This is a genomic window from Spongiactinospora rosea (assembly GCF_003315795.1).
GTDB classification, from domain to species: Bacteria; Actinomycetota; Actinomycetes; order Streptosporangiales; family Streptosporangiaceae; genus Spongiactinospora; species Spongiactinospora rosea.
The window spans coordinates 157,466-180,833 of the sequence record NZ_QMEY01000016.1; the positions used below are offsets into that span (position 1 = coordinate 157,466).

Here is a 23,368-nt window from a genome sequence, read left to right on the forward strand (position 1 = left end):
AGGGTGACGTAGGCGATACTTAGTGTGTCATTCTGTAAATGCCTCGTCCCCCCAGGAGCGAAGGGTGATCGACCCATGGCGACTACCGCCACACCTTCCAGGAAGCGCACCGCGACGCGCGGCGATCACGGCAGTCGCGAAGGCGGTGACGAGATGCCCGAACGCTTCACGGTGGACCGCGCCGTCGAGCCCGTCGCATTGGCCGACGAGCCTCACATCGAGCCCGCTTCCCAGCCACCACGTCTGGCGACGGCGCGAGACGTCTACCGCTGGCTGCCACGTATTCCTGGCTGGAGCGTCGCTGCGATCGACGGGCGGATCACGATGAGCTCCGCCGGTGGCGTCCCACACGCTCGCGGTATGACCTCGTTGGGCATCGCCTGGGGGGCGCTCTGCCGGGAGCGCGGCCTGGATCTCTTCACGGGGTCGATCGACGTCTGTCTCTTTCCGCGGCGTGATGTCTACGTGCCCGATCTCGTCATCGCACCTCGGGAGTGCAAGCGCTGGGGAGACGACCTTCATTCCGAGGGAATTCTGCTGGTCGGTGAGATCGTCTCGCCGGGCACGATCCACACCGACCGCAGCGAGAAGCCCGACGCGGCCGCTCGCGCGGGCGTACCGTTCATGCTTCTGGTCGATCCGCTCGCCGAGCCTGCGCGGGTGACCCTCTACAGTGATCCCGACGGGTCCATTTACCGTAAATCCGACAGCGTCTCTCTTGGGGAGATGATCCACATCCCTAGCCCGGTCGACCTGGATCTGGACACGTCGATCTTCATCGACGCTGAGTATGCGTAGCGGATCTCCCGGGAGTTGGTTGATTCGGGACAAAGTGGGCTGTTCGGGCGGTTAATCTGAAGCATCCCCTTACACGGACTTGCCCCGGAGTTTGCCCATGGCCTGGATCGACCCTGTCATGCACGCCTTCGTCGTGATGAACGGTTTCAGTACCACCCCGTACGGTCTGATCATCCTCGCGTTCTTCGCGGCCTACCTGGGCGGGTTGGCCATGGAGCGGATTCCGTTCACCAGGCGGATCATCGAGCGGCGCGAGGCCGCCGCCCGCGAGGGAAGCCGCTGACGGCACCCATAGGATTACTGCCATGAGCGCGCAACGACTGGACGGCAAGGCAACCGCGGCGAAGATCAAGGCCGACCTGGCGGTCCGGGTGGCCGCGCTGAAGGAGCGGGGGATCACCCCCGGGCTCGGCACGGTGCTGGTCGGCGACGACCCGGGCAGCCAGATCTACGTGGCGGGCAAGCACCGCGACTGCAACGAGGTGGGCATCGCCTCCATCCGCAGGGACCTGCCCGCGGACGCCACCCAGGCCGACGTCGAGGCCGTCATCGACGAGTTGAACGCCATGCCGGAGTGCACCGGCTACCTGGTCCAGCTTCCGCTGCCCGGGCACCTGGACACGATGCCGCTGATCGAGCGGATCGACCCGGCCAAGGACGCCGACGGGCTGCACCCGGTCAACCTCGGCCGCCTGGTCCACATGGTGGACGCGCCGCTGCCGTGCACCCCGCGGGGGATCGTCGCGCTGCTGCACGAGTTCGGGGTGCCGACCAAGGGCGCGGAGGCGGTGGTGGTCGGGCGCGGCATCACGGTCGGCCGGTCGCTCGGGCTGCTGCTGACCCGCCGCAGTGAAAATGCCACGGTCACTCTGTGCCACACCGGCACCCAGGACCTCGCCGCCCACGTCCGCCGCGCCGACATCGTGATCGCGGCGGCCGGAGTGCCGGGCCTGATCTCCGCCGACATGGTCAAGCCGGGCGCGGCCGTCCTCGACGTCGGCGTGTCCCGGGTGGACGGCAAGATCGCCGGCGATGTCGCCCTCGGCGTCGCCGAGGTGGCCGGCTTCATGGCCCCCAACCCCGGCGGCGTCGGCCCCATGACCCGCGCCATGCTCCTCACCAACGTCGTCGAAGCCGCCGAACGCCAGCCCCACTGACCCCGGCGACCGGTGGAGTGCCTGCCGTAACAGGCAGGAGCCTGCCGCCCCGGACCCACGCATCCACACAATCGGCGAGAAGATCTCCTAGCCGAGTCGCGATCATCTGGGAACGTGTCGGCGAGACATCCAATTCGAACTGAACGAAGTCGCCTTCTGCGCCGCGAAGACCTGCAGGTCAACAAGTACGCTCCCCGCACGCGCGGGGGTGGTCCGCGTCGGACACTTGACCGGGTTGCCGCAATAGCACGCTCCCCGCACGCGCGGGGGTGGTCCTTTCTCGCGCTCGCCGTGGTCCTCGGGTCGCTGACACTCCGCATGCGCGGGGGTGGTCCGGACGGCGCGGATGGGCCACCGCGTTACCCCTCATGCTTCCCATGCGCGGGGTGGTCCGGCGGTCGCCCTTTGGATGGGGCAGGGTGATGGATGCTTCCCGCATGCGCGGGGGTGGTCCGGGCGACGTCGGAAGCCGGGGCCGAGGGCGGTGGTCGGCCTGCCAGTGGCACCGATCACTTCGTGCCCGGGGCGGCGGCCTGTACCGGCAGACCGCCGTCGGCGGCCTGCGGAGCAGATCTGTTGATGTGGCCTTCGCCCCTGGCGATGTGCGGCCGCCCCGCCCGGGATATGGGCGGGGCGGATTGGCACGTTCCTGTGCGGGCCGGTCAGGAAGCCCGGCGGCCCGCGGTGGTGGGGGCGGTGCTGGTGGTGTGGTTGCCGCCTTCGGGTTGGGGGGCGGGGGCGCGCTGCGGTGGGACCACCGGGGTGGGGCGGACCAGGCCGAGGGCGACGACCTCGTTGGCCAGCCGGGTGCGCCGGTTGGTGCCCTCCGGGATGCGGAACTTCTGGTACAGCCGGAGCAGGTGCTGTTTCACCGCCGCCTCGGTGACCACGAGATCGTCGGCGATCTCGCGGGCCGTCGCGGGGGCGACGAAAGCCTCGTCCGACAGGGCCGGACGGCAGAGCGAGGTGAGCACGTCCACCTCGCGCCTGGTCAGCTCGGGCGCGGCGGCCCGGCGTAGCTCCACCTCGGGCGTGAAGTCCTCCCGGGGGATGCCGCCGATCCGCGCCCGGGCCGCGCCGAAGGAGACGACGTCGCCGTCGTCGAGCACCCTCCTGGCGATCGGCCTGCCGTTGACCCGCGTGCCGTTGCGGGACAGGCCGAGATCGACCACATAGAGATAAGGTCCGCGCCGGACGAACTCGGCGTGCAGGCGTGACACGCTCGGGTCCGTCAGCCGGACGTCCACACCACGGCCTCGGCCGACCGTGGTGATCTCGGGGCGCAACGGGACCACCTCGCCAGTGTCCTCGATGCGTATGAACGGCCCCTCCACGGCAGTTCCTCCCCAGGTAGCCCGCCGTATCTTCTGCTATAGCTCCGGCTTACCCAAACGAGGGGATGGGGAATCGCCTTTGCCGTAAGGAGAATCCGGCTCGAATTTGGCCTTGACCCCCAACCGAGGTTTTGCCAGCTCACGGGTAGACTTCGGGCGACGATACGCGGAGGAAACACACAATGAACGCAACTTCCCCCGAGGGGGCCGCCGGAGGCGGAGCCTCGCGGGCGACAGCGGACAAACCCACCAAAGGTCTCGCTGATGTCGTCGCCGCGTCAACAGCGCTGAGCGACATCGACGGCCGGGAAGGCCGCCTGTTCTATCGCGGCTACGACATCCACGACCTCGCCGGCCGTACGACCTTCGAAGAGACCGCGCACCTGCTCCAGTGCGGCACCCTCCCCAACCGGCAGCAGCTCGCCGCGTACGGCGCCGGCCTGGTCGAAGGTCGCGCGCTCGGGGCGCTGGTCGAGGCGAACATCCCCGAGATCGCCGAGAAGATGGAACCGATGGAGGCGCTGCGCACGCTGGTGTCGCTGGCCGGCGCGGAGGACCCTGACAAGTCCTCCAACTCCGGCGACGCCAACCTGCGCAAGGCCGCCCGCCTCACCGCCCAGCAGCCGATCCTGGTCGCCCGCTACCACGCCGCACGCACCGGCAAGAGCGTCCCCGACCCCGACCCGCAGCTGAGCATCGCGGCCAACTTCCTGCTCCAGATCACCGGGTCCACACCCGACCCGCGGGCGGTCGAGATCTTCGACGCCTGTCTGGTGCTGCACGCCGACCACACGATGAACGCCTCGACGTTCGCGGCCAGAGTGTGCGCGGCGACGCTCTCCGACATGCACTCGGCCATCGTCGCGGCCATCGGCACGCTCAAGGGCCCGCTGCACGGCGGGGCCAACGAGCAGGTCATGCGCACCCTCCAGAGCATCGAGCCCGGCAAGGTCGCGCAGACCGTCAAGGACATGCTGGCCGCCCACAAGAAGATCATGGGCTTCGGTCACCGTGTCTACAAGACCGAGGACCCCCGCGCCACGCACCTGCGCAAGATGTCGCAGGAGCTGGCCGAGGCCCACGGCGACGACACCTACTTCCGGATGTCCCGGGAGATGGAGCAGGTCGTGCTGGAGGAGAAGGGACTGTTCCCGAACGTCGACTTCTACGCGGCCACGGTCTACCACTATCTTGGGATACCTACCGACCTCTTCACGCCGGTGTTCTCGGTGAGCCGTATGTCGGGGTGGACCGCACATGTCATCGAGCAGCACGCCGACAACCGGCTGATCCGTCCGGACAGCGAGTACATCGGCGAGCGGGACCAGAAGTGGGAACCGATCGACGCGAGGTGACCGGACAGCAGCGGACCGGCTGGGGAGCGTACGCCGTCGTACTGACGGGTACGCTCTTCGGCCTGGCCGCTGTCCTGTTCGGTGCTCCCACCGAGGTCGCGGTGCCTGTGATCGGCGTGTTCTTCCTGATCGGGGCGCTGTTCCGCGGCGTTCTTCCCGAGGCGCGGGCGAGCCGGCTCGCCGTACGCGCCAAGGTGACCGACGTCGTGACCCTCGGGCTGCTCGGCCTTCTGCTGGTGTTCGGTGGTCTGATGCTTCTTGTGCCCAGGAACTGGATCATCGGATGACCGGCCGGCCGGCGGCACCTTCGCGCCTGTCCGATAGCCTCAACGGCCAGCGAGCCTCATAAGGGACCGTACTGGCCAGTGTCAGTTCAGAAGGGGAACCACACGCATGCCCAAGATCAAGGTAGCGGCGCCCGTCGTCGAGCTTGACGGCGACGAGATGACGCGGATCATCTGGCAGTTCATCAAGGACCAGTTGATCCTTCCCTACCTCGACGTCGATCTCAAGTACTACGACCTCGGCATCGAGCACCGCGACGCGACCGATGACCAGGTCACCATCGACGCCGCCAACGCGATCAAGCAGTATGGGGTCGGCGTGAAGTGCGCCACGATCACCCCTGACGAGGCCCGGGTCGAGGAGTTCGGCCTGAAGAAGATGTGGAAGTCCCCGAACGGGACGATTCGTAACATCCTCGGTGGCGTGATCTTCCGCGAGCCGATCATCATGTCCAACGTGCCGAGGCTCGTTCCCGGCTGGACCAAGCCGATCGTCGTCGGCCGTCACGCCTTCGGCGACCAGTACCGCGCCACCGACATCAAGGTGCCGGGCGAGGGCACGCTGACCCTCACCTACACGCCCAAGGACGGCTCGGAGCCGATCGAGCTGGACGTGTACGACTTCCCCGGCGGCGGCGTCGCGATGGCGATGTACAACCTGGACGAGTCGATCCGCGACTTCGCCCGCGCGTCCATGCGGTACGGGCTGACCCGGGGTTACCCGGTCTACCTGTCCACCAAGAACACGATCCTCAAGGCGTACGACGGCCGCTTCAAGGACATCTTCGCCGAGGTGTTCGAGAGCGAGTTCAAGGCCGACTTCGAGGCCGCCGGGATCACCTACGAGCACCGGCTGATCGACGACATGGTCGCCGCCGCGCTCAAGTGGGAGGGCGGGTACGTCTGGGCGTGCAAGAACTACGACGGCGACGTGCAGTCCGACACGGTGGCCCAGGGCTTCGGCTCACTCGGCCTGATGACCTCCGTGCTGATGACCCCCGACGGCAGCACCGTCGAGGCCGAGGCCGCGCACGGCACCGTCACCCGGCACTACCGCCAGCACCAGCAGGGCAAGCCCACCTCCACCAACCCGATCGCCTCGATCTTCGCGTGGACCCGTGGCCTGGCCCACCGCGGCAAGGTGGACAACACCCCCGCGGTGAGCGAGTTCGCCGAGAAGCTGGAGCAGGTCTGCGTCGAGACCGTCGAGGGCGGTCAGATGACCAAGGACCTCGCGCTGCTCGTCGGCGGTGACGCCCAGTGGCTGACCACCCAGGACTTCCTGGCGGCGCTGGACGAGAACCTGAAGAAGAAGATGGCGGTCTGAGACCTGCCGGACGCACGAGGGCCGTCGGTATGGCGGCCCTTTCGTGCTTTTTCCGGTCTTGCCGTAACCATGACATGAGGTAACGGCCGGGTAACTCGTTTCGGCGCGACAGTTCCCAGTGCCACAGGACCCGTAAAGTTTCCCTGGTCGGGACTTTGCGAAACCTCCATGGGGACATATAAATGCCGCAGATCGAGCCGCTCATCACGGGTGACCCGAGCAGGCTGGGGTCGTACCGGCTGGCCGGCAGGGTCGGCGAAGGCGGCCAGGGGGTCGTCTACCTGGGCGTGGCCGAGGACGGCGAGCAGGCGGCGATCAAGTTGCTGCACGTCAGGTTCAGCGGCGACACCAGCGCCCGGTCCCGGTTCGCCCGCGAGCTGCGCGCGGCCCAGCGGGTCGCCTCGTTCTGCACGGCCCGCGTCCTTGAGGCCGATCTTGAGGGCGACGTGCCGTACATCGCCAGCGAGTACATCGAGGGCCGCTCGCTGCGCGAACGGATCGACACCGAGGGCCCGATACGCGGCTCGGCCCTGGAACGCCTGGCGGTCGGCACCGCGACCGCGCTGACCGCGATCCACCACGCGGCGATCGTCCACCGCGACTTCAAGCCGGACAACGTGCTGCTGGCCGCCGACGGCCCCCGGGTGGTCGACTTCGGCATCGCCCGGATCATCGACTCCACCGGCACGATCACCAGCAAGGCCATCGGCACCCCGGCCTACATGGCCCCCGAGCAGATCTCCGGCGACGACGTCGGCCCCTACACGGACGTGTTCGCCTGGGGGGCGACGATCGCGTTCGCGGCCACCGGGGTCACGGTCTTCGAGGGCAGTTCGATCGCGGTCGTGCTGAACCGGGTGCTCAACCACGAGGTGGACCTCGGGGTCATGGACGAGCCGCTGCGCGGCGTGGTGCGCTCGGCGCTGGACAAGTCCCCGCGCAACCGGCCCACGTCCGATCAGCTCCTGCTGCGCCTGCTGGGGCGTCCGGAGAGCGGCGACGCGTCGCCCGCGGTGCTGGACCAGGGCGTACGACGGGCGGCCCCCGGTGCCGGCAGCACCCAGGAGGCCGCCGACTCCGAGACCACCCGCCAAAGACGCCTCCCCGGCGCCCCCCAGAACCGCCCTACGGGCCCGGGCCCAAGCCCCACGCCCGCCCGTACCGACACGAACCACCCCCTCTCCGGCCGGCCCCGGCCCCCCTCCGGGCCCACACCGCCGCCCTTCGACCGGCCCGCCGCCCAGCCCAGCGGCGCCGGACACCCCCCGCCGCCGTGGTCGCGGCACACGCCCGTACCGCCCCCCGGGCAGACCGGCCCCGGCGGGCCGATGCCCGCGCCGCCGCTCATGGGATCGCCCATCCCCACACCGCCCGCCGTCCACGACGGCCGGACCCGCCCCGTGCACAACCGGCGCTTCCCCGCCAAGGCCACGGTGGTCACGCTCGCCGCCGTCCTGTTCATCGCCCTGCTCGGATTACTGGCGTGGATGGGCCTGTTGCCGTCCTTCTTCGGCTCGCCGGCGGAGAGCGGCGAGTCCACCGGGGGCGTCCGAAAGGCCGAGACGGCCGCCGACTCGGTGCTGAACTGGGCGGAGGGGACGGAGCCGTTCACCGTCGGCGTGCGCGACGGACTGCCCGGCATCGCCCTGAACTCCGGCAAAGGCGGCAAACCCATCTGGGCGGGCTTCGAGGTGGACCTGGCCCGCGAGATCGCCCGTGCTCTCGGCGTGTCGTCGCGACGTCTCACCTTCCAGGCGACCGACCGGGCCCAGCGCCCCGCGCTGCTCGCCGAGGGCGACGTGGACATGGTGCTCTCGACCTACGCGATCAACAAGGTGGACGAGGTCACCTTCGCCGGACCGTACTACCTCGCCCATATCGACGTGCTGGTCAAGGACGGCTCGTCCATCAGCACGGTCGCGGACCTTGAGGGCAAACGGCTGTGCCAGCCGGGGGCCGGTTTCGCGGTCAAGGCGGTCCAGCGCGTGGTGGACCGCATCAAGTTGGTGCCGGTGGCCGACTACTCTCAGTGCATGGACCGTTTGAGGGCCGGGCGCGTCGATGCCGTACCCGGCGACGACCTGCTGCTCGCCGGTTTCGCCAACCGCGAGAAGCTCCGGTACAAGGTCGTCGGCCTCAAGCTGTCCACCGAGCGGTACGGCGTCGCGCTGCGCGCGGGTGACGTGCGCGGGTGCCAGGCCGTCCAGAAGGCCATCACCGCCCTCTACCGCGACGGAACGGTCAAGGCCCTGCTGACCCGGCATTTCGGCAATGTGGAGTTCGCTGCGGAGACCGCGATCCCCAGGATGCAACCCTGCCGATGAAGGTCCGAGTGAGGGACCGGTAACATCCGAGCGTCACCACATCGACCCGCGAGTTGGGGGAAGGCAATGCCGCAGACTCCCGTCAAGGTAACCGTCACAGGCGCGGCCGGCCAGATCGGCTACGCGCTGCTGTTCCGCATCGCCTCGGGCCAGTTGCTGGGCCAGGGGGTCCCGGTACGGCTGAGCCTCCTGGAGATCCCGCAGGCGGTGAAGGCGGCGGAAGGCACTGCGATGGAGCTGGACGACTGCGCGTTCCCGCTGCTCGCCGGGATCGACATCAGCGACGACCCCAATGTCGCCTTCGACGGCGCCAACGTCGGGCTGCTGGTCGGCGCCCGCCCGCGTACCAAGGGCATGGAGCGCGGTGACCTGCTGGAGGCCAACGGCGGCATCTTCGGCCCGCAGGGCAAGGCGATCAACGACCACGCCGCCGACGACGTGCGGGTCCTGGTGGTCGGCAACCCGGCCAACACCAACGCGCTGATCGCCCAGGCGCACGCGCCCGACGTGCCCGCCGACCGGTTCACCGCGATGACCAGGCTCGACCACAACCGCGCGCTGTCCCAGCTCGCGGGCAAGCTCCAGGTCGCGGTCGCCGACGTCAAGAAGATGACCATCTGGGGCAACCACTCCGCCACCCAGTACCCCGACCTGTACCACGCCGAGGTCGGCGGCAAGATCGCCGCCGAGCAGGTGGACGACTCCTGGCTGCGGGACACCTTCATCCCGACCGTGGCCAAGCGGGGCGCGGCCATCATCGAGGCCAGGGGCGCCTCCAGCGCGGCCTCCGCCGCCAACGCGGCCATCGACCACGTGTACGACTGGATCAACGGCACCCCCCAGGGCGACTGGACCTCCGCCGCGATCCCCTCCGACGGCTCCTACGGCGTGCCCGAGGGCCTGATCTCGTCCTTCCCGGTGGTCTCCAACGGCGGGGCCTGGGAGATCGTCCAGGGCCTGGACATCGACCCCTTCTCCCGCGAGCGCATCGACGCCTCCGTGGCCGAGCTCGCCGAAGAGCGCGAGGCCGTCTCCCGTCTCGGCCTGCTGTAAATCCGCGAACGCGCGGGGTGCGGGGCGTCGAATCCGTTCCGCACCCGCGTGGAAAGCCCCATGTTCGCCGCCGTACTTTATCGCCGGTAATTGCCGTCAAATGGTGTACGGCACCGGTGAGCGGTGAAATGGCTTGCGATTACCGCATATTATCGACCGCCCGCGGAAGCGCGCCCGGCCTGCCCGGCTACAGATACGCATGGTGATGGAGATGACACCCGGCGTGTCGGCGGGGGTGGAGGTGGCGGGACCCCCAGAATGATCGCTGGGAGATTACCGGGGGTGGGGTTTCATGCGACGTCTCGCGGCGGGCGTTGTGGCTGGGGTGGTGGGCGCGGGCGCCTGGGTGGGGACGGGCGTGGGCGCGGCGAGCGTGCCGTACGACCCGGTGCCCGGGGAGACCTGGTCCGAACCATGGCCGCCCGCCGAGCCGTCCAATGGGCCGTCCACCGAGCCGTCCAATGGGCCGCCCGCCGAGCCGTCCAATGGGCCGTTCATCGAGCCGCCCGCCACACCACCGCCCCCCGCTGAAGCGCCCGCCGTGCCGCAGCCCGCAGGGGCGGATCTCTCCGTGCGGATCACCTCCTACCCGAAGGTCGCCCAGCCCGGCAGGCCGCTCGGCTACCGGATCGACGTCGGCAACGCGGGCCCCGGCCCCGCCGTACGCCCGGAGCTGCGGGTCCGGCTGCCCGAAGGCGTCAAGGTGCTCAGCGTGGACGTCGCCGAGTGCAAGCCCGGTACGACAGCCCGCCTGAGCGAGATCGTCTGCTCCTCCGGGGCCGACGTGCTGAAGGGCGGCCACGGCACGCTCAGCGTGGTCGGCCAGGTCCCCGCGGACGCCAGGGGCGCGCTGCGCGCGGTGGCCACCATCAAGTCCCAGGCCGCGGACGGCGACGCCACCGACAACACCGCCGAGGCGGTCAACCGGGTCGGTGAGGGCGCCGACCTCGCGGTGCGCCTGACCCGGCTGGGCGGCGGCCCGGCGCAGGGGTCGGCCCGCGGATCACGCCGCGCGGCGGTCGCCGCGCCGGGGCGGCGGGCGCCCGGGGCCAGGGTGCGCGCGGTGGTGATGAACCACGGGCCGCAGGCGGTACGCGACGGGCAGCTCTTCGTCCGGGTGCGCGGGGCCCGGCTGGTCGCCTCAGAAGGGGCCAGGTGCGGGGCGCACGCCGGATACGTGGGCTGCCGGCTGCACGCCGTGCCGGTGGGCGGCGGCACGCGGGTGCTCATGGTCTTCGCGCCCGCCGCGAACGCCCGGCACGCCAGGCCGATGACCGCCGCCGCGATGGTCTACTCCGCCGTGCTCGGCGACCGCAGACCCGACAACGGCAAGGCCCGCCTGCGCGTCCCGCTCAGGCCGAGTTAGTTCACGCGAGTCAGTTCACGCGGCCGGCTCAGGAGGTCAGCGCGGACCAGGCGTCGGCGACCATCGTGTGCAGGTCGGGGCGGTCCGGCTTCCAGCCGAGTTCGTCCTGGATGCGCTCGGCGGAGGCGACGAGCACGGCCGGGTCGCCGGGGCGGCGCGGGGCCAGGGTGACCGGGATGGGATGGCCGGTGACCTCGCGGCAGGCGGCGATGACCTCCTGGTTGGAGAAACCGGTGCCGCTGCCCAGGTTGTAGATGGCGTGCCTGCCCTCCTGGCAGGCGTCCAGCGCGAGCAGGTGGGCGCGGGCCAGGTCGGCGATGTGGATGTAGTCGCGGATGCACGTGCCGTCCGGCGTCGGGTAGTCGTCCCCGAACAGGCTGAGTGAGTCGCGCGTGCCGAGGGCGACGGCCAGGACGTTGGGGATGAGATGCGTTTCGGGGGAGTGGCGTTCGCGGTAGACGCGGCCGTCCGGGGCGGTGTAGGCGCCGGCGACGTTGAAGTATCGCAGGCTGGTCGCGCCGAGGCCGTGCAGTCGCGCGTAGACCGTGAGGGTGGTGTCCACGGCCAGCTTGGTGGCGCCGTAGGGGCTGGTCGGGCGGGTGGGGTCGGTCTCGCGCATCGGGGTGCGCTCGGGCTCGCCGTACGTCGCGGCGGTTGAGGAGAACACGATGCGCCGGACGCCGGCCAGCCGCATGGCCTCAAGCAGCGCGAGCGTGCCGCCGAGGTTGGACTCCCAGTACAGCCCGGGGTTCGCCACCGACTCCCCGACCAGCGACTTGGCCGCGAAGTGGACGACGCCGTCGAACCCGGCCCCGCGCAGCACGGCCCCCGCGTCGGTGATCGACCCCTCGACGAACCCGGCCCCCGTGGGCACGGCGTCGGCGTGGCCGGTGGACAGGTCGTCGAGCACGACCACCTCGTGGCCCGCCTCCAGGAACTGGGCGGCGACGACGCTCCCGATGTATCCCGCTCCGCCGGTGACCAGCAGCTTCACTACGCGCTCCCCTATGTCGGATTGTGGTGGAATCTGTTTGATTTTGTACGGTCGGTGTGCCCAGCATACGCGCTTTCGTTCTCGGCCTGGCCCGAAGCGGCCGGGTACGCTGACACCTCACTGCCACTGTCGGCCCGTGCGGAACCGGATACCCGCGTGAACAATGTCGTCGCCAACATCGCGTTGGTTCTGCTCTTCATCCTCATCGGCGGCTTCTTCGCCGCCGCGGAGATCGCGCTCGTCTCCCTCCGGGAGAGCCAGATCGGCAAGATCAGTGAGAAGGGCCGGCGCGGCGCGACGGTCGCCAGGCTGGCCAACGACCCCAACCGGTTCCTGTCCGCCGTGCAGATCGGCGTGACCGTGGCCACCATGCTGTCGGCCGCGTTCGGGGCCGACACGCTGGCCTCGGAGCTGGTGCCGGTGGTCACCCGGTGGGGGGTGCCCGGCGGGATCGCCCCGCCGCTCGCGCTCGTCCTGGTCACGCTGGCCATCTCGTACGTGTCCCTGGTGCTCGGCGAGCTGGCCCCCAAAAGGCTCGCGCTGCAACGCGCCGAGGGCCTGTCGCTGCTGGTGGCCCCGGTGCTGGACCGGCTGGCGGCGCTGTCCCGGCCGGTGATCTGGCTGCTGTCGAAGTCCACGGACCTGGTGGTCCGGCTGCTCGGCGGCAACCCCGAGACCGACCGGGAGGCGATGAGCACCGAGGAGCTGCGCGACATCGTGGCCGGTCATCAGGAGCTGCCGCAGGACGAGCGGCAGCTCATCGTGGAGGTCTTCGCGGCGGGCAAGCGGCAGCTCCGCGAGGTGATGCGGCCGCGCACCGAGGTGGAGTTCATGTCGGCGGACACCACGCTGGCCGAGGCCGCCGTGCTGGCCGCGACGATGCCGCACTCCCGCTTCCCGGTCTTCCGCGAGTCCTACGACAACGTGCTGGGGTTCGTCCATGTCAGGGACCTGCTCGACCCGGTGCTGACCGGCCGTACCGAGCCGATCAGCGAGCTGGTGGCGATCCGGCCGGTCAAGATGGTCCCGGCCACCAAGCGGGTGCTGCCCACGCTGTCGGAGATGCGCGACGAGGGCCACCACCTGGCCATGGTCGTGGACGAGTACGGCGGCACGGCCGGCATCGTCACCCTGGAGGACCTGGTCGAGGAGCTGATCGGCGACATCAGGGACGAGTACGACGTCGAGGACGACCAGGCCGTCCGGCTGCCCGCGGGGGAGATCGAGATGGACGGCCTGGCCAACCTGGACGACGTGGCCGAGGAGACCGGCATCCGGCTGCCGCGCGGGCCGTACGAGACGCTGGGCGGGTTCATGATGGCGGCGCTCGGGCACGTCCCCGGGCACGGCGACGTGGTCGACTTCCTGGGGTTCCAGCTCGCCGTCACCGAGATGGACGGCAGGCGGGTGGCGAGGGTCCGCATCACCCGCCGCCCGATGGCCGGTCCGGAGCCGCCGCCGCCTGCGCAGGAGGGGCAGGCGGGGCCTGTCGAGTCGCAGGAAGGCTCGGAGAACTGACACAATCGGGGGCTATGGCACGTCCTCGCGTACTCTCCGGCATCCAGCCCACGGCAGACTCCTTCCACCTGGGCAACTACCTGGGTGCGGTCCGTCAGTGGGTGACCATGCAGGAGACCTATGACGCGTTCTACTGCGTCGTGGACCTGCACGCGATCACCGTCCCGCACGACCCGGCCGAGCTGCGCCGCCGTTCGCGCGTGGCCGCCGCCCAGCTGCTGGCCGCCGGGCTCGACCCGGAGCGCTGCACGGTGTTCGTGCAGAGCCACGTCCCCGAGCACGCCGAGCTGGCCTGGGTGCTCAACTGCCTGACCGGCATGGGCGAGGCCGGGCGGATGACCCAGTTCAAGGACAAGTCGGCCAAACAGGGCGAGAGTGCGGCCAGCGTCGGGCTGTTCACCTACCCGATCCTCCAGGCCGCCGACATCCTGCTCTACCAGGCCGACCGCGTTCCGGTGGGGGCCGACCAGAAGCAGCACCTGGAGCTGACCCGCGACCTCGGGCAGCGGTTCAACCACCGGTTCGGCGAGACGTTCACGCTGCCCCAGCCGCACATCCTCAAGGAGGTCGAGAAGATCACCGACCTCCAGGACCCGACGGCCAAGATGTCCAAGTCCTCCTCCAGCCCGCAGGGCATCCTCGACGTGCTGGAGGCCCCGGGCACGCTGCGCAAGAAGGTCATGCGGGCGGTGACCGACACCGGCACCGAGGTGCTGGCCGACGACGAGAACAAGCCGGGCGTCACCAACCTGCTGCGCATCCAGTCGGCGCTGACCGGCACGCCCATCCCCGACCTGGAGGCCCGCTACGCCGGGCAGGGCTACGGCACCTTCAAGAAGGACGTGGCCGAGGTCGTGGTGGAGGCGTTCACGCCGATCCGCGAGCGCACCGAGAAGCTGCTGGCCAACGAGGCCGAGCTGGACCGGCTGCTGGCCATCGGGGCCGAGCGCGCGGGCGCGGTGGCCCGGGTGACCATGGCCACGGTCCGCGACCGCATCGGCTTCCTGCCGCGCGCGTGACCCTCTTGCGGGAAACCCGCGCCTGACCTCGTGCGGGGTGGGTAGGGCCTGGTCATGGGCGGTCTGGCAGAGCGCGTCTCGGCGCGGGTGACGGCGGCGAAGGAGCGCGGGAGCGCGGCGCTGCGGCGTTCCAGGGTCAGGTGGGCGTGGCTCGACCACCTGATCCGCACCGTGCAGCGCTACCAGGTCACCTCGGGCGACCGGCTGGCGGGCGCGGTGACCTACTTCGCGTTCCTGTCCTTCTTCCCGCTGATCGCCCTGGCGTACGCGCTGCTCGGGTACGTCGTGACGGTCAGCCCGAACGCCCAGCAGGCGCTCCAGCAGGCCATCGAGGTGCAGTTGCCGGGCCTGGCCGGGCAGCTCAGCCTCCAGGACATCAGCCAGGCGCGGGTCGGCGCGGGGATCATCGGCCTGCTGGGCCTGCTCTACTCCGGGCTCGGCGCGGTGGACGCGCTGCGTGAGGCGCTGCGCGAGGTCTGGCTGACCACCCGGCCCCCGCTCAACTTCTTCCTGGCCAAACTGCGCGACCTGGTGGCGCTCATGCTGGTCGGGGCGACGTTGCTGATCTCGGTCGGCGTGGGCGGCGCGGCCACCGGGGCGACCGCGTCCGTGGCGGACTGGGTGGGCCTGACCGATTCGCCGGCCGCGCAGGCCGGGGTGTGGGCGGCCGGTGTGGTGGTGAGCGTGGCCGCCGACATGCTGGTCTTCCTGGTGGTGCTCGGCTGGCTGGCCGAGGCGTCCCAGCCGCTCGGCGTGCTGCTGCGCGGCTCGCTGCTCGGCGCGGTCGCGTTCGGGCTGCTCAAGCAGGTCGCCACGCTGGTGCTGGCGACCACGCTGGGCAACCCGGTCTACGGCACGTTCGCGGTCGTCGTCGGGCTGCTGGTGTGGATCAACCTGTCCGCCCGGATCGTCCTGTACGCGGCGGCGTGGACCGCGACGGCCCAGATGGGGCCGCCGCCCGAACCGACCCCGGTGCCCTCCAGCAGCACCGCCCGCCGTACCTCTCCGCCTGAACGGCGGGCCTCCTCAGCCTGAGCGGCGGGCCCGGCGGCGTCCTCTGGCGCGGCGCTCCAGCCCGTACAGCACCCAGGCCAGCCCGCCGATCAGGCCCGCCCCGATCACCACCAGCATGGTGGTGTCCTGGCGTCCCTGCGGGGCGGCCACGGGCGCGGCGGCGGGCGTCTGCGGCCCCTGGGCCCCGGCCCGCGCGTCCACCGGCTTGGTGGGCACCACCTCGGGCAGCGGCCCGACCAGCTCCCCGACCGGGGTCACCTTGCCGCGCGCGGCGAACCCCCAGTCCAGCAGCTCGCTGACCTCCTCCCAGAACGAGCCCTCGTGCCGCATCACCACGACGATGATCGTGTGCGCGCCGCGCCTGGCGGCCCCGACGAAGCTGCCCTGGGCCTTGGTGGTCCAGCCGTTCTTGATGCCGATCATGCCCCGGTACTTGCCGAGCAGCCGGTTGTGGTTGGAGATCTGGTAGTGCTTGCCCTTGGGGGCGGGGAAGTCGGCGATCCGCGTGCTGACGTACCGGCGGAAGTCGGCGTTGGCCAGCCCGGCGCGGGCGATCAGCGCCAGGTCGTAGGCCGAGCTGCGCTGGCCGGGCTGGTCCAGCCCGCTCGGCGTCTTGGCCACCGTGTCGCGCGCCTGGAGGCGGCGGGCCACGGAGTTCATCTCGGACATGGTCGCCCCGAGACTCCCGTTGGCCTCGGCGAGCGCCATGGCCGCGTCGTTGCCCGAGGACATCATCAGCGCAAGGAACAGGTCCTCGACCCGGTAGCTGCCCTTGACGTGCAGGCCGACCGCGCTGCCCTCCTGGTTGCAGGCGTTGCGGCTGGGCTTGATCCTGGCGTCCTTGTCCAGCTTGGGGATCAGCGTGAGCGCGGTGAGGGTCTTCAACGTGCTGGCCGGGCGGTAGTGCCCGTGCGGGTCCTTGGCGGCGAGGACCTGGCCGGTGGTCGCGTCGGCGACCACGTACGCGCCGGCCTTGCTCTTGGGCGGGGCCGTGAGCCCGGGCGGCAGCGTTTCGGGCAGCACGATTCCGCGCTTGCCGAGCAGCGGGCCGCCGATCGGCTCGGAGGCCGCGGCCGCACCGGCCCCCGGCTCCGGCTCGGCGGTCGCGGGTACGGCTTGCGGACCCGGTCCCTGGTAGACGGTGCCGGCCGTGGCCACGCCGCTCTGAACGGTCGTGGCCAGGATCGCCGTGACCAGCAGTGCGGCGGCTGATTTCAGGTGATCTGTCCGCATATTGAGCCCAGCGTATCTTCTGCGCGGAATTGCATGTGACATCACTTCCCAGTGCGTCCGGTGGACTACCGGCTGTGCGCCACGCTTGATACTGGGCACATGCAAATGTCACGAAGGATCGCCGCATTTCTCCTGGTGGTTGCCGCTTTCATGATCTTTGAGTGGATCAATCTTGGCTTCAACCTCGCGGACGGGCACGCCGCCGCGTTCTATGTGGTCCACGGGATCCTCATCGGGGTCAACATCCTCATCGCGCTGGCGCTGGGCGTCATCGGCTGGCGGGCGCTGCGCCGCCGGTGAGCAGCCCCATGGTGGCCCGGAACAGCTCCCCGGCCTGCTCCCGGGAGTCGCCGATGCTGGTGAAGCCGAGCTTGCCGTGCTCGGGTACCGCGCCGAGCAGGTGCAACACGTTCCCGGTACGCCCGTCCGGGTCGAACCCCAGCCCGGCCCGTTCCAGCATCGCCACCACCTCGCCCGGCGTGCGGCCCCGCAGCCCGGGCGAGGAGCAGTTGTCCGTCGCCGCGTAGTACTTCGGCCGCCCGCAGGCCGTCAGCGCCCCGGTCCCGGGGTCGTAGGAGGCCCCGGTGGTGAGCAGCGCCGCGCCGAACGGGTGCGTGGTGCCGCCGAACCTGAGGTTGATCTCACACAGCAGCGCGCCGTACCCGCCGTCGGTCTTCAGCGCGAAGAAGTCCATGCCGAGCAGGCCCACCACGCCGTGCCCGGCCAGCACCCGCGCGATGCGGTGGGCGCACTCGCCCACCTGCCGCCGGTAGGGGTCGCGGGCGGGGAAGGTGCAGCCCTGGTAGACGTCGGAGTTCGCGCCGCCGAACACCTGGTCGTGGGTGGCCACCACGTCGTAGTGGCCGCCCGGGGTGATCCGGGCCAGCGCGCTGGGGTGGTGCATCGGCCGGTGCTCGATGAACTCCTCGACCACCGCGCCCCGCTCGGCGATCTTGCGGGCGAAGGTCTCCCAGGTCTCCCCGGCGGCGGAGAAGACCGTGGGCGACTCGGCGAGGGTCGTGCCCGGCGCGGTGGCCACCACGGCGTTGCCGAGCCCGGAGTAGCTGTCGTTGAGCTTGACGATCAGCCGGTCGCCCGCCCGGAGCGCGCGGGCGGCCCGCTCGGCGTCCGGCAGCGAGTACAGGTCGCCCGCGCCGCGCGCCATCGGCACCCCGGCCTGCGCGCCGATCGCCCGCGCGCCGCTCTTGGACCCGAGGTGGGCGAGCTTGGCGGGCGGCCCGTACACGGGCAGGCCCAGCATGGCGGCCAGCCGTTCCTCGTGCTCGCTCACCACGAACGGCACCAGCCAGGCGTCCGAGCCGGTCCCGATGATCTCGCGCAGCCGTCCGACCAGATCCCGCCGCCGGACGATGGTCCTGGTCAGCGGCTGCGCGCCGGGCTCGCCGGTACTGATCATGTGCAGCCGGGCGCGGGCTCCCGCCGGGTCCGCAAGGAACCCCAGGTAGTACTCGACGATCTCCTCGTCCACCGGCCGCGAGGTCAGGTACACCACGCGCACCCCGGGCCGCCGGAGGGTGAGCAGCAGGAAGAGCAGGCGTTCCTCGTAGGAGGTGACTCCGGTGATGCGGCGTAATTCGTCTTGGGGGAGGGAGAGGGAGGGCACGACCACCAAGGTCCCTTCGCCGGGTTGGAAGATGCTGAGCCGCGCATGCTTCTCCACGAAAGGGATATTCGCCATCACATGCGGAGTTAAGCACGCAATTCTCCCAATGCCATGAGCCGACGAGGTGCGATCAACCGCACCAGAAGGTGACCGTAATCAGAAGGCCGGCGGGAGTTTAGGACGGTGCCAAACGGGTGGCGGAGTAGTGGGGGAGGGCTATGGGGGCGTGGTTCGTTCGGGTGGTTCGGTGGGGATCCTCACGGGGGGCCACCCTGGGGGGATACAGTCGAGTCATCGCCCGCGCGCACGTCGGTATCGGTTTTCCGTACGGCCGGGCGAGGGGGTTCACGGGCGGGCGGCCGGGTGATCGAAACCGGCGTACCACTGGTAATTGATGTGCACCGCGGCGTCCTTCCCGGCGGCGCCGCGTAGACATAGGACGGTGACCGATGCGGGGACGGGATCTGCGAGGGGAACTCGACGCGTTCCTCGCCCAGGCGGAGCCAGGGCTCATCGACTTCCGGCGCGACCTGCACATGCACCCGGAGCTGGCGTTCGCCGAATACCGCACCACCGAGCGCATCGCGGCCCGGCTGAGCGAGGCCGGGCTGGTGCCCGCCGTGCTCCCCAAGGGCACCGGGCTGATCTGCGAGGTCGGCGACGGCGACGGGCCGACCGTGGCGCTGCGCGCCGACATCGACGCCCTGGCGCTCGCCGATGAGAAGGACGTCCCGTACCGCTCCACCGTGGCCGGGGTGTGCCACGCCTGCGGGCACGACGTGCACACCACGATCCTGGTGGGCACCGCGCTGTTCCTGGCCGGGCAGGCCGCCGCGGGGCTGCTGCCCGGGCGGGTCCGGATGATCTTCCAGCCCGCCGAGGAGCTGCCCGGCGGCGCGCTCGAAGTGCTGGCCGCGGGCGGCATGACGGGCGTCGATCGGATCTTCGGCCTGCACTGCGACCCCAAGGTCGATGTCGGGCACGTCGGCCTGCGGGCCGGCGCGATCACCTCCGCCTGCGACAAGGTGAAGATCCGGGTCAAGGGCCCCGGCGGTCACACCGCCCGCCCGCACCTCACCGCCGACCTGGTGTTCGGCCTGTCCAAGATCCTCACCGAGCTGCCCGCCGCGCTGTCCCGGCGGGTCGATCCGCGCTCCTCGCTCAGCCTGGTCTGGGGGCGCGTCGCGGCCGGTTCGGTGGCCAACGCGATCCCCGACGACGGCGTGGCCGAAGGCACCGTCCGCTGCCTGGACGAGGCCGCCTGGCACACCGCGCCCGACCTGATCAAGGCGCTGCTGGAGCCGGTGGCGGGCCTGTACGGCATCGAGACCGAGCTCGACTACGTCCGGGGCGTCCCCCCGGTGGTCAACGACGAGGACAGCGTGAAGCTGCTGCGCGAGGCGGCCGAGCGGGCGCTCGGCCGGGGCGCGGCGGTCCCGACCGAGCAGAGCCTCGGCGGCGAGGACTTCGGCTGGTACCTGGAGTCGGCCCCCGGCGCGTACGCCCGGCTCGGTGTGCGCGAGCCGGGCACGGCCGTCCGCCGGGACATCCACCAGGGCACCTTCGACGTGGACGAGAGCTGCATCGGCCTCGGCGTGCGGTTCATGGCCGCGACCGCCCTCACCGCGCTGTGGGAGGGCGGTCTTCCCGGCGGCGGACCGCAGGTCGCCGAGGCCGTCCGGGCCTGAGCCCGATGCTCACGGCCTCCCGGTCAACGGCAGCGTGACGGCGCTCCTGCCCGGCCACACCTTGACGCGCGTCCCGGCCGGGTAGCGCAGGGTGTAGTCGCGGTCGGTGGACAGCAGCACGACGCCGATCCGGTGGCCGGCCTTGAAGGTGTAGTCCTGGGCCTGGAAGTCCCACCGGAAGTCGTACGCCTTGCCCGGCCGTACCGGATCGGTGCGGCCGGCGCGGTGCCGGTTGCGCACGTCGAGCCAGCCCCGGCTGACGATCTTGAAGGGCGCCTCCACCGTGACGTGCTCACGGGTGATCAGGCAGCCGATGTCGCCGGGGACGCTCTCGCCGTAGCAGTACTGCTGCCCGGTCGTGCGCAGCGCGCCCGTGGCCCGCACATCGGTGCCGTAGTCCACCAGCAGCGCCGTCAGGTACGGCGAGCGCCCGCCGTCCAGCGCCGCCCTGACCTTGATCGTCGGGGTCCCCGACAGCCGGACGTCCCTGCGCAGCGCCGGGCCGACGTAGGCCAGCCGGTTGGGGTCGGCCGTGTCCGGATCGGCGGCGAGCTGTTCGGCGGTGCGGGTCTTCTGGTCCACGAACGACTCGGCGGACCGTGCCGGTTTGAGTGGGATGGTCACCGGGCGGGTGCCCGGCAGCGGCCAGGACGCGTGCCGTCCCCACTGCCCCGCCGCGTACTCCACGTCGGCCTGCGGCTCCCGCATGATCCCGTTGCGGACGCCGTACAGCCAGTGGTCGAACCAGGCGTGCAACTGGCGCAGCCACTCCTCGCTGCGGAAGCTGAACGGGTTGGTGTGCGCGCCCTGGGTCAGCCAGATCTTGCGCGGCACGCCGCGCGCGGCCAGCGCGTCCCACCACTGGGCGGCCTGCTTGGTCTTGACGTTCCAGTCGTTCAGGCCGTGGACCAGGAACACGCTGGCCCGGACCTTACGCACGTCGTTGAGATAGTTGCGGGCGTCCCAGAAGCGGCTGTAGTCGCCGGTGACCCGGTCCTGGTCGGCCTCGATCCGGTCCATCAGCGCCCCGCACGCCTGCTGGCCATCGGCTCTGGTCAGCACCGTCCTGGCCAGGACGTCGGCGTCCTCGCCCTGGAAGCCGCCGGGGGCCAGTACGCCGCCGTTGGCGCGGTAGTAGTCGTACCAGGAGGAGATCGCGGCGATCGGCACGATCGTCTTCAGGCCGGGCACGCCGGTCGAGGCGACCGCGTTGGGCAGCGTGCCGTTGTAGGAGACGCCGATCATGCCGACGGCCCCGGTGGACCAGGTGGCCTGCACCGGCTCGCCGCTCGCGTCGAAGCCGCGGGCCCGGCCGTTCAGCCAGTCGATCGCGGCCTTGGGGCCGAGCGTCTCGTTGCGGTCGCCGGTGGTCGGGCAGCCGGTGGCCCGGCCGCTGCCGAGGTTCTCCACCAGCGCGATGGCGTACCCGCGCGGGACGAAGTAGTTGTCGTAGTAGCCGTCGAACGCCACGGCCCGCGTCGCGCCGATGCTGTCCAGCAGGTCGGCCCGGTTGCGTGCGATGAGCCCGGCGGCGTCCTGGCTCTCCTCGTCGATGTCGACGTTGTGGTTGGGGATGTTGTTGAGCGGGGCGTAGTAGGGGCTCGCCTCCATGATGACGGGCACCTTCAGGCCCTGCTCGGTCTCCTTGGGCCGCATGATGTCCACCGCGACCCGGTCGGTCTGGCCGTCGGCGTCGCTGTCCACGCCCGCGACCTCGACGTACACGGTCTGGGTGATGGCGTCGGCGCGGGAGAAGACCGGTTGGGTCGCCCCGTTCTCGACCTTGATCGCCGGGGTGCCGGCGTGCGCGGGGGGCGGCGCGGCCCCCAGGAGTAAGAGGGCCAGCGGTACGGTCAGTGCCTTCCAGCCACGCATTGATGCTCCTCTGGATGAGGTCGTCGCGAATGTCTCGCGACGCTTACGTGTGGAATGTCCAGCATGATCAGGGCGCTGGCAAGATCTCCGTTCGGCGGTCTGGTCACAGTCCCGCCTGAGGTCGATAACGGAGCGGTTTCGTTGCTGTTCACCGCTATTGCCGGTGCGTGTGAGCAACTATGGTCCGGGCAGGGTCGCCGTGCGCGACGTCGCGCGCGCGACGAACGGACGGCGGGGAATTTGGAGGAACGACCTTGCTCCGCAACAGATTCGGCAAGCCGGCCCTGGGTGCGCTGGCCGGTGCCCTGCTTCTCGCCATCTCCGCCTGTGGCGGCGGTGGCGGAGGCGGTGGCGATGCCGCGAAAACCGGCGCGTCCGGCTCGGGGGCCGCGACGTCCGATCTCAAGGTCGGGCTCGCGTTCGACATCGGCGGCCGGGGGGACAAGTCCTTTAACGACTCCGCGTACGCGGGTCTCACACGCGCCAAGGACGAGCTTGCGGCCGAGGTCAAGGACCTCAGCCCGGTGGGCGACGGCTCCAACCGCGGCGAACTCCTCCGCCAGCTCGCGGGCGCCGGCTTCAACCCGATCATCGGGGTCGGCTTCGCCTACGCGGGCGACGTGGAGACGGTCGCCAAGGAATATCCCGACGTGCAGTTCGGGATCGTGGACGCGCCCTCCAGCGGCCCCAACGTCACCGGGCTGACCTTCGCCGAGCACGAGGGCTCCTATCTCGCGGGTGTGGCCGCGGCGCTGAAGTCCAAGAGCGGGCACCTCGGCTTCGTCGGCGGCGTGGAAAGCGACCTGATCAGGAAGTTCGAGGCCGGCTTCGTCAAGGGCGCGAAGGACACCAAGCCGGACATCAAGATCGACAGTAAGTATCTCACCCCGGACGGCGACTTCAAGGGATTCAAGGCCCCTGACAAGGGCAAAACCGCCGCCGAGAAGATGTTCGAGGACGGCGCGGACATCGTCTACCACGCCGCGGGCGACTCCGGGCTCGGCGTCTTCCAGGCCGCGGCGGCGGCCGGCGCGGGCAAGTGGGCCATCGGCGTCGACTCCGACCAGGCCCAGACCGTCAAGGACGCCGCCCTCCAGAAGATCATCATGACCTCGATGATCAAGCGGGTGGACAACGGCGTCTTCGAGTTCGTCAAGTCGGTCCAGGGCGGCGCCAAGGGCGGCCAGACCATCTCCTATGACCTCAAGCTGGACGGCGTCGGCCTCGCCACCACGGGCGACCACATCTCCGACGTCCAGGCCAAGGTGGACGAGGCGAAGCAGAAGATCATCAGCGGCGAGATCAAGGTTCCGGACAAGCCGTGAGATCGTTCCCGCCGGGATCGGGTATCCCGAGCGGGAAGGCGACCGAGGGCCCGGGGTGCGGGCCGGTGTGCTCCGCTCCC

20 protein-coding genes are annotated in these 23,368 nt (G+C 70.5%); 15 read left to right on the forward strand and 5 right to left on the reverse strand.

What is annotated here, in order from left to right; genetic code table 11:
- Window positions 1–75: 75 nt before the first annotated feature.
- The 3 genes from DP939_RS30040 (at window position 76) to DP939_RS30050 (ending at window position 1,955) form a co-directional block, all read left to right on the forward strand.
- Entirely contained in the window at window positions 76–798 is a 723-nt protein-coding gene (locus tag DP939_RS30040) for a Uma2 family endonuclease (RefSeq protein ID WP_113984186.1), read from the forward strand.
- Between the two features lie 97 nt (window positions 799–895).
- Window positions 896–1,081 (forward strand): hypothetical protein, encoded by a 186-nt coding sequence (locus tag DP939_RS30045; protein WP_113984187.1) that lies wholly within the window; start codon window positions 896–898, stop codon window positions 1,079–1,081.
- Window positions 1,082–1,103: 22 nt separating this feature from the next.
- A complete protein-coding gene (locus tag DP939_RS30050) occupies window positions 1,104–1,955 on the forward strand; it encodes a bifunctional methylenetetrahydrofolate dehydrogenase/methenyltetrahydrofolate cyclohydrolase (RefSeq protein WP_113984188.1) in 852 nt (283 codons plus the stop codon).
- A gap of 662 nt (window positions 1,956–2,617) precedes the next feature.
- Here the strand turns inward: DP939_RS30050 and DP939_RS30055 are convergent.
- Complete coding sequence (locus tag DP939_RS30055; protein WP_225878588.1) at window positions 2,618–3,289, reverse strand: FHA domain-containing protein; 672 nt, start codon at window positions 3,287–3,289, stop codon at window positions 2,618–2,620.
- Window positions 3,290–3,471: 182 nt separating this feature from the next.
- Here DP939_RS30055 and DP939_RS30060 point away from each other — a divergent pair, with 182 nt between their 5' ends.
- The 6 genes from DP939_RS30060 to DP939_RS30085 all read left to right on the forward strand — a co-directional run bounded on the left by DP939_RS30060 (window position 3,472) and on the right by DP939_RS30085 (window position 10,998).
- Window positions 3,472–4,644, forward strand: a complete 1,173-nt coding sequence (locus DP939_RS30060) for a citrate/2-methylcitrate synthase (protein WP_113984189.1) — start codon at window positions 3,472–3,474, stop codon at window positions 4,642–4,644.
- Complete coding sequence (locus tag DP939_RS30065) at window positions 4,620–4,931, forward strand: DUF3017 domain-containing protein (RefSeq protein WP_158578758.1); 312 nt, start codon at window positions 4,620–4,622, stop codon at window positions 4,929–4,931. Before DP939_RS30060 ends, DP939_RS30065 begins: the two co-directional genes overlap by 25 nt.
- Window positions 4,932–5,037: 106 nt before the next feature.
- The gene (locus DP939_RS30070) at window positions 5,038–6,255 is read left to right on the forward strand and encodes an NADP-dependent isocitrate dehydrogenase (RefSeq protein ID WP_113984191.1); all 1,218 of its coding nucleotides are present in this window, start codon (window positions 5,038–5,040) and stop codon (window positions 6,253–6,255) included.
- A 182-nt stretch (window positions 6,256–6,437) separates the two neighbouring features.
- Window positions 6,438–8,579, forward strand: a complete 2,142-nt coding sequence (locus tag DP939_RS30075; RefSeq protein WP_113984192.1) for a serine/threonine-protein kinase — start codon at window positions 6,438–6,440, stop codon at window positions 8,577–8,579.
- Window positions 8,580–8,645: 66 nt separating this feature from the next.
- Window positions 8,646–9,632: a malate dehydrogenase gene (locus tag DP939_RS30080; RefSeq protein WP_113984193.1), complete on the forward strand. Its 987-nt coding sequence runs from the start codon at window positions 8,646–8,648 to the stop codon at window positions 9,630–9,632.
- A gap of 292 nt (window positions 9,633–9,924) precedes the next feature.
- Entirely contained in the window at window positions 9,925–10,998 is a 1,074-nt protein-coding gene (locus tag DP939_RS30085) for a DUF11 domain-containing protein (RefSeq protein WP_147268196.1), read from the forward strand.
- A gap of 28 nt (window positions 10,999–11,026) precedes the next feature.
- Here the strand turns inward: DP939_RS30085 and galE are convergent, their stop codons facing one another.
- On the reverse strand, window positions 11,027–11,992 hold the full coding sequence (galE, locus tag DP939_RS30090; protein ID WP_113984195.1) for a UDP-glucose 4-epimerase GalE: 966 nt from the start codon (window positions 11,990–11,992) through the stop codon (window positions 11,027–11,029).
- A gap of 156 nt (window positions 11,993–12,148) precedes the next feature.
- Here galE and DP939_RS30095 point away from each other — a divergent pair, with 156 nt between their 5' ends.
- From DP939_RS30095 to DP939_RS30105, 3 genes are read left to right on the forward strand one after another with little or no spacing between them, the layout of a single operon-like run.
- Complete coding sequence (locus DP939_RS30095; RefSeq protein ID WP_113984196.1) at window positions 12,149–13,510, forward strand: hemolysin family protein; 1,362 nt, start codon at window positions 12,149–12,151, stop codon at window positions 13,508–13,510.
- A gap of 14 nt (window positions 13,511–13,524) precedes the next feature.
- Window positions 13,525–14,529: a tryptophan--tRNA ligase gene (gene trpS, locus DP939_RS30100; RefSeq protein WP_113984197.1), complete on the forward strand. Its 1,005-nt coding sequence runs from the start codon at window positions 13,525–13,527 to the stop codon at window positions 14,527–14,529.
- A gap of 54 nt (window positions 14,530–14,583) precedes the next feature.
- Complete coding sequence (locus tag DP939_RS30105) at window positions 14,584–15,564, forward strand: YihY/virulence factor BrkB family protein (RefSeq protein ID WP_113984198.1); 981 nt, start codon at window positions 14,584–14,586, stop codon at window positions 15,562–15,564.
- On the opposite strand, the gene DP939_RS30110 is transcribed toward DP939_RS30105, so the two are convergent.
- Window positions 15,556–16,776, reverse strand: a complete 1,221-nt coding sequence (locus DP939_RS30110; protein WP_113984199.1) for a D-alanyl-D-alanine carboxypeptidase family protein — start codon at window positions 16,774–16,776, stop codon at window positions 15,556–15,558. The genes DP939_RS30105 and DP939_RS30110 overlap by 9 nt on opposite strands.
- Before the next feature lie 60 nt (window positions 16,777–16,836).
- Between DP939_RS30110 and DP939_RS30115 the strand changes: the two genes are divergently transcribed.
- The gene (locus DP939_RS30115) at window positions 16,837–17,076 is read left to right on the forward strand and encodes an SCO4848 family membrane protein (protein ID WP_225878589.1); all 240 of its coding nucleotides are present in this window, start codon (window positions 16,837–16,839) and stop codon (window positions 17,074–17,076) included.
- On the opposite strand, the gene DP939_RS30120 is transcribed toward DP939_RS30115, so the two are convergent.
- Window positions 17,045–18,457 carry a peptide ligase PGM1-related protein gene (locus DP939_RS30120; RefSeq protein ID WP_225878590.1) on the reverse strand — a complete coding sequence of 471 codons (1,413 nt, stop codon included), beginning with the start codon at window positions 18,455–18,457 and terminating at the stop codon, window positions 17,045–17,047. The two genes, DP939_RS30115 and DP939_RS30120, sit on opposite strands and share 32 nt — an antisense overlap.
- Before the next feature lie 392 nt (window positions 18,458–18,849).
- Here DP939_RS30120 and DP939_RS30125 point away from each other — a divergent pair, with 392 nt between their 5' ends.
- Window positions 18,850–20,088 carry an amidohydrolase gene (locus tag DP939_RS30125; RefSeq protein ID WP_113984201.1) on the forward strand — a complete coding sequence of 413 codons (1,239 nt, stop codon included), beginning with the start codon at window positions 18,850–18,852 and terminating at the stop codon, window positions 20,086–20,088.
- 9 nt (window positions 20,089–20,097) lie between these two features.
- Here the strand turns inward: DP939_RS30125 and DP939_RS30130 are convergent, their stop codons facing one another.
- A complete protein-coding gene (locus DP939_RS30130) occupies window positions 20,098–21,963 on the reverse strand; it encodes a Xaa-Pro dipeptidyl-peptidase (RefSeq protein WP_113984202.1) in 1,866 nt (621 codons plus the stop codon).
- A gap of 254 nt (window positions 21,964–22,217) precedes the next feature.
- Between DP939_RS30130 and DP939_RS30135 the strand changes: the two genes are divergently transcribed.
- On the forward strand, window positions 22,218–23,288 hold the full coding sequence (locus DP939_RS30135) for a BMP family lipoprotein (RefSeq protein WP_113984203.1): 1,071 nt from the start codon (window positions 22,218–22,220) through the stop codon (window positions 23,286–23,288).
- Window positions 23,289–23,368 lie beyond the last annotated feature (80 nt).

Excerpts from the sequence above, each read along its gene's own strand:
- DP939_RS30060 (WP_113984189.1), top strand. The coding sequence starts at position 3,472 with ATGAACGCAACTTCCCCCGAGGGGGCCGCCGGAGGCGGAGCCTCGCGG.
- trpS (WP_113984197.1), top strand. The coding sequence starts at position 13,525 with ATGGCACGTCCTCGCGTACTCTCCGGCATCCAGCCCACGGCAGACTCC.
- DP939_RS30070 (WP_113984191.1), top strand. The coding sequence starts at position 5,038 with ATGCCCAAGATCAAGGTAGCGGCGCCCGTCGTCGAGCTTGACGGCGAC.
- DP939_RS30050 (WP_113984188.1), top strand. The coding sequence starts at position 1,104 with ATGAGCGCGCAACGACTGGACGGCAAGGCAACCGCGGCGAAGATCAAG.
- DP939_RS30130 (WP_113984202.1), bottom strand. The coding sequence starts at position 21,963 with ATGCGTGGCTGGAAGGCACTGACCGTACCGCTGGCCCTCTTACTCCTG.
- DP939_RS30075 (WP_113984192.1), top strand. The coding sequence starts at position 6,438 with ATGCCGCAGATCGAGCCGCTCATCACGGGTGACCCGAGCAGGCTGGGG.
- DP939_RS30105 (WP_113984198.1), top strand. The coding sequence starts at position 14,584 with ATGGGCGGTCTGGCAGAGCGCGTCTCGGCGCGGGTGACGGCGGCGAAG.
- DP939_RS30085 (WP_147268196.1), top strand. The coding sequence starts at position 9,925 with ATGCGACGTCTCGCGGCGGGCGTTGTGGCTGGGGTGGTGGGCGCGGGC.
- DP939_RS30045 (WP_113984187.1), top strand. The coding sequence starts at position 896 with ATGGCCTGGATCGACCCTGTCATGCACGCCTTCGTCGTGATGAACGGT.
- DP939_RS30040 (WP_113984186.1), top strand. The coding sequence starts at position 76 with ATGGCGACTACCGCCACACCTTCCAGGAAGCGCACCGCGACGCGCGGC.
- DP939_RS30110 (WP_113984199.1), bottom strand. The coding sequence starts at position 16,776 with ATGCGGACAGATCACCTGAAATCAGCCGCCGCACTGCTGGTCACGGCG.
- DP939_RS30125 (WP_113984201.1), top strand. The coding sequence starts at position 18,850 with ATGCGGGGACGGGATCTGCGAGGGGAACTCGACGCGTTCCTCGCCCAG.
- DP939_RS30080 (WP_113984193.1), top strand. The coding sequence starts at position 8,646 with ATGCCGCAGACTCCCGTCAAGGTAACCGTCACAGGCGCGGCCGGCCAG.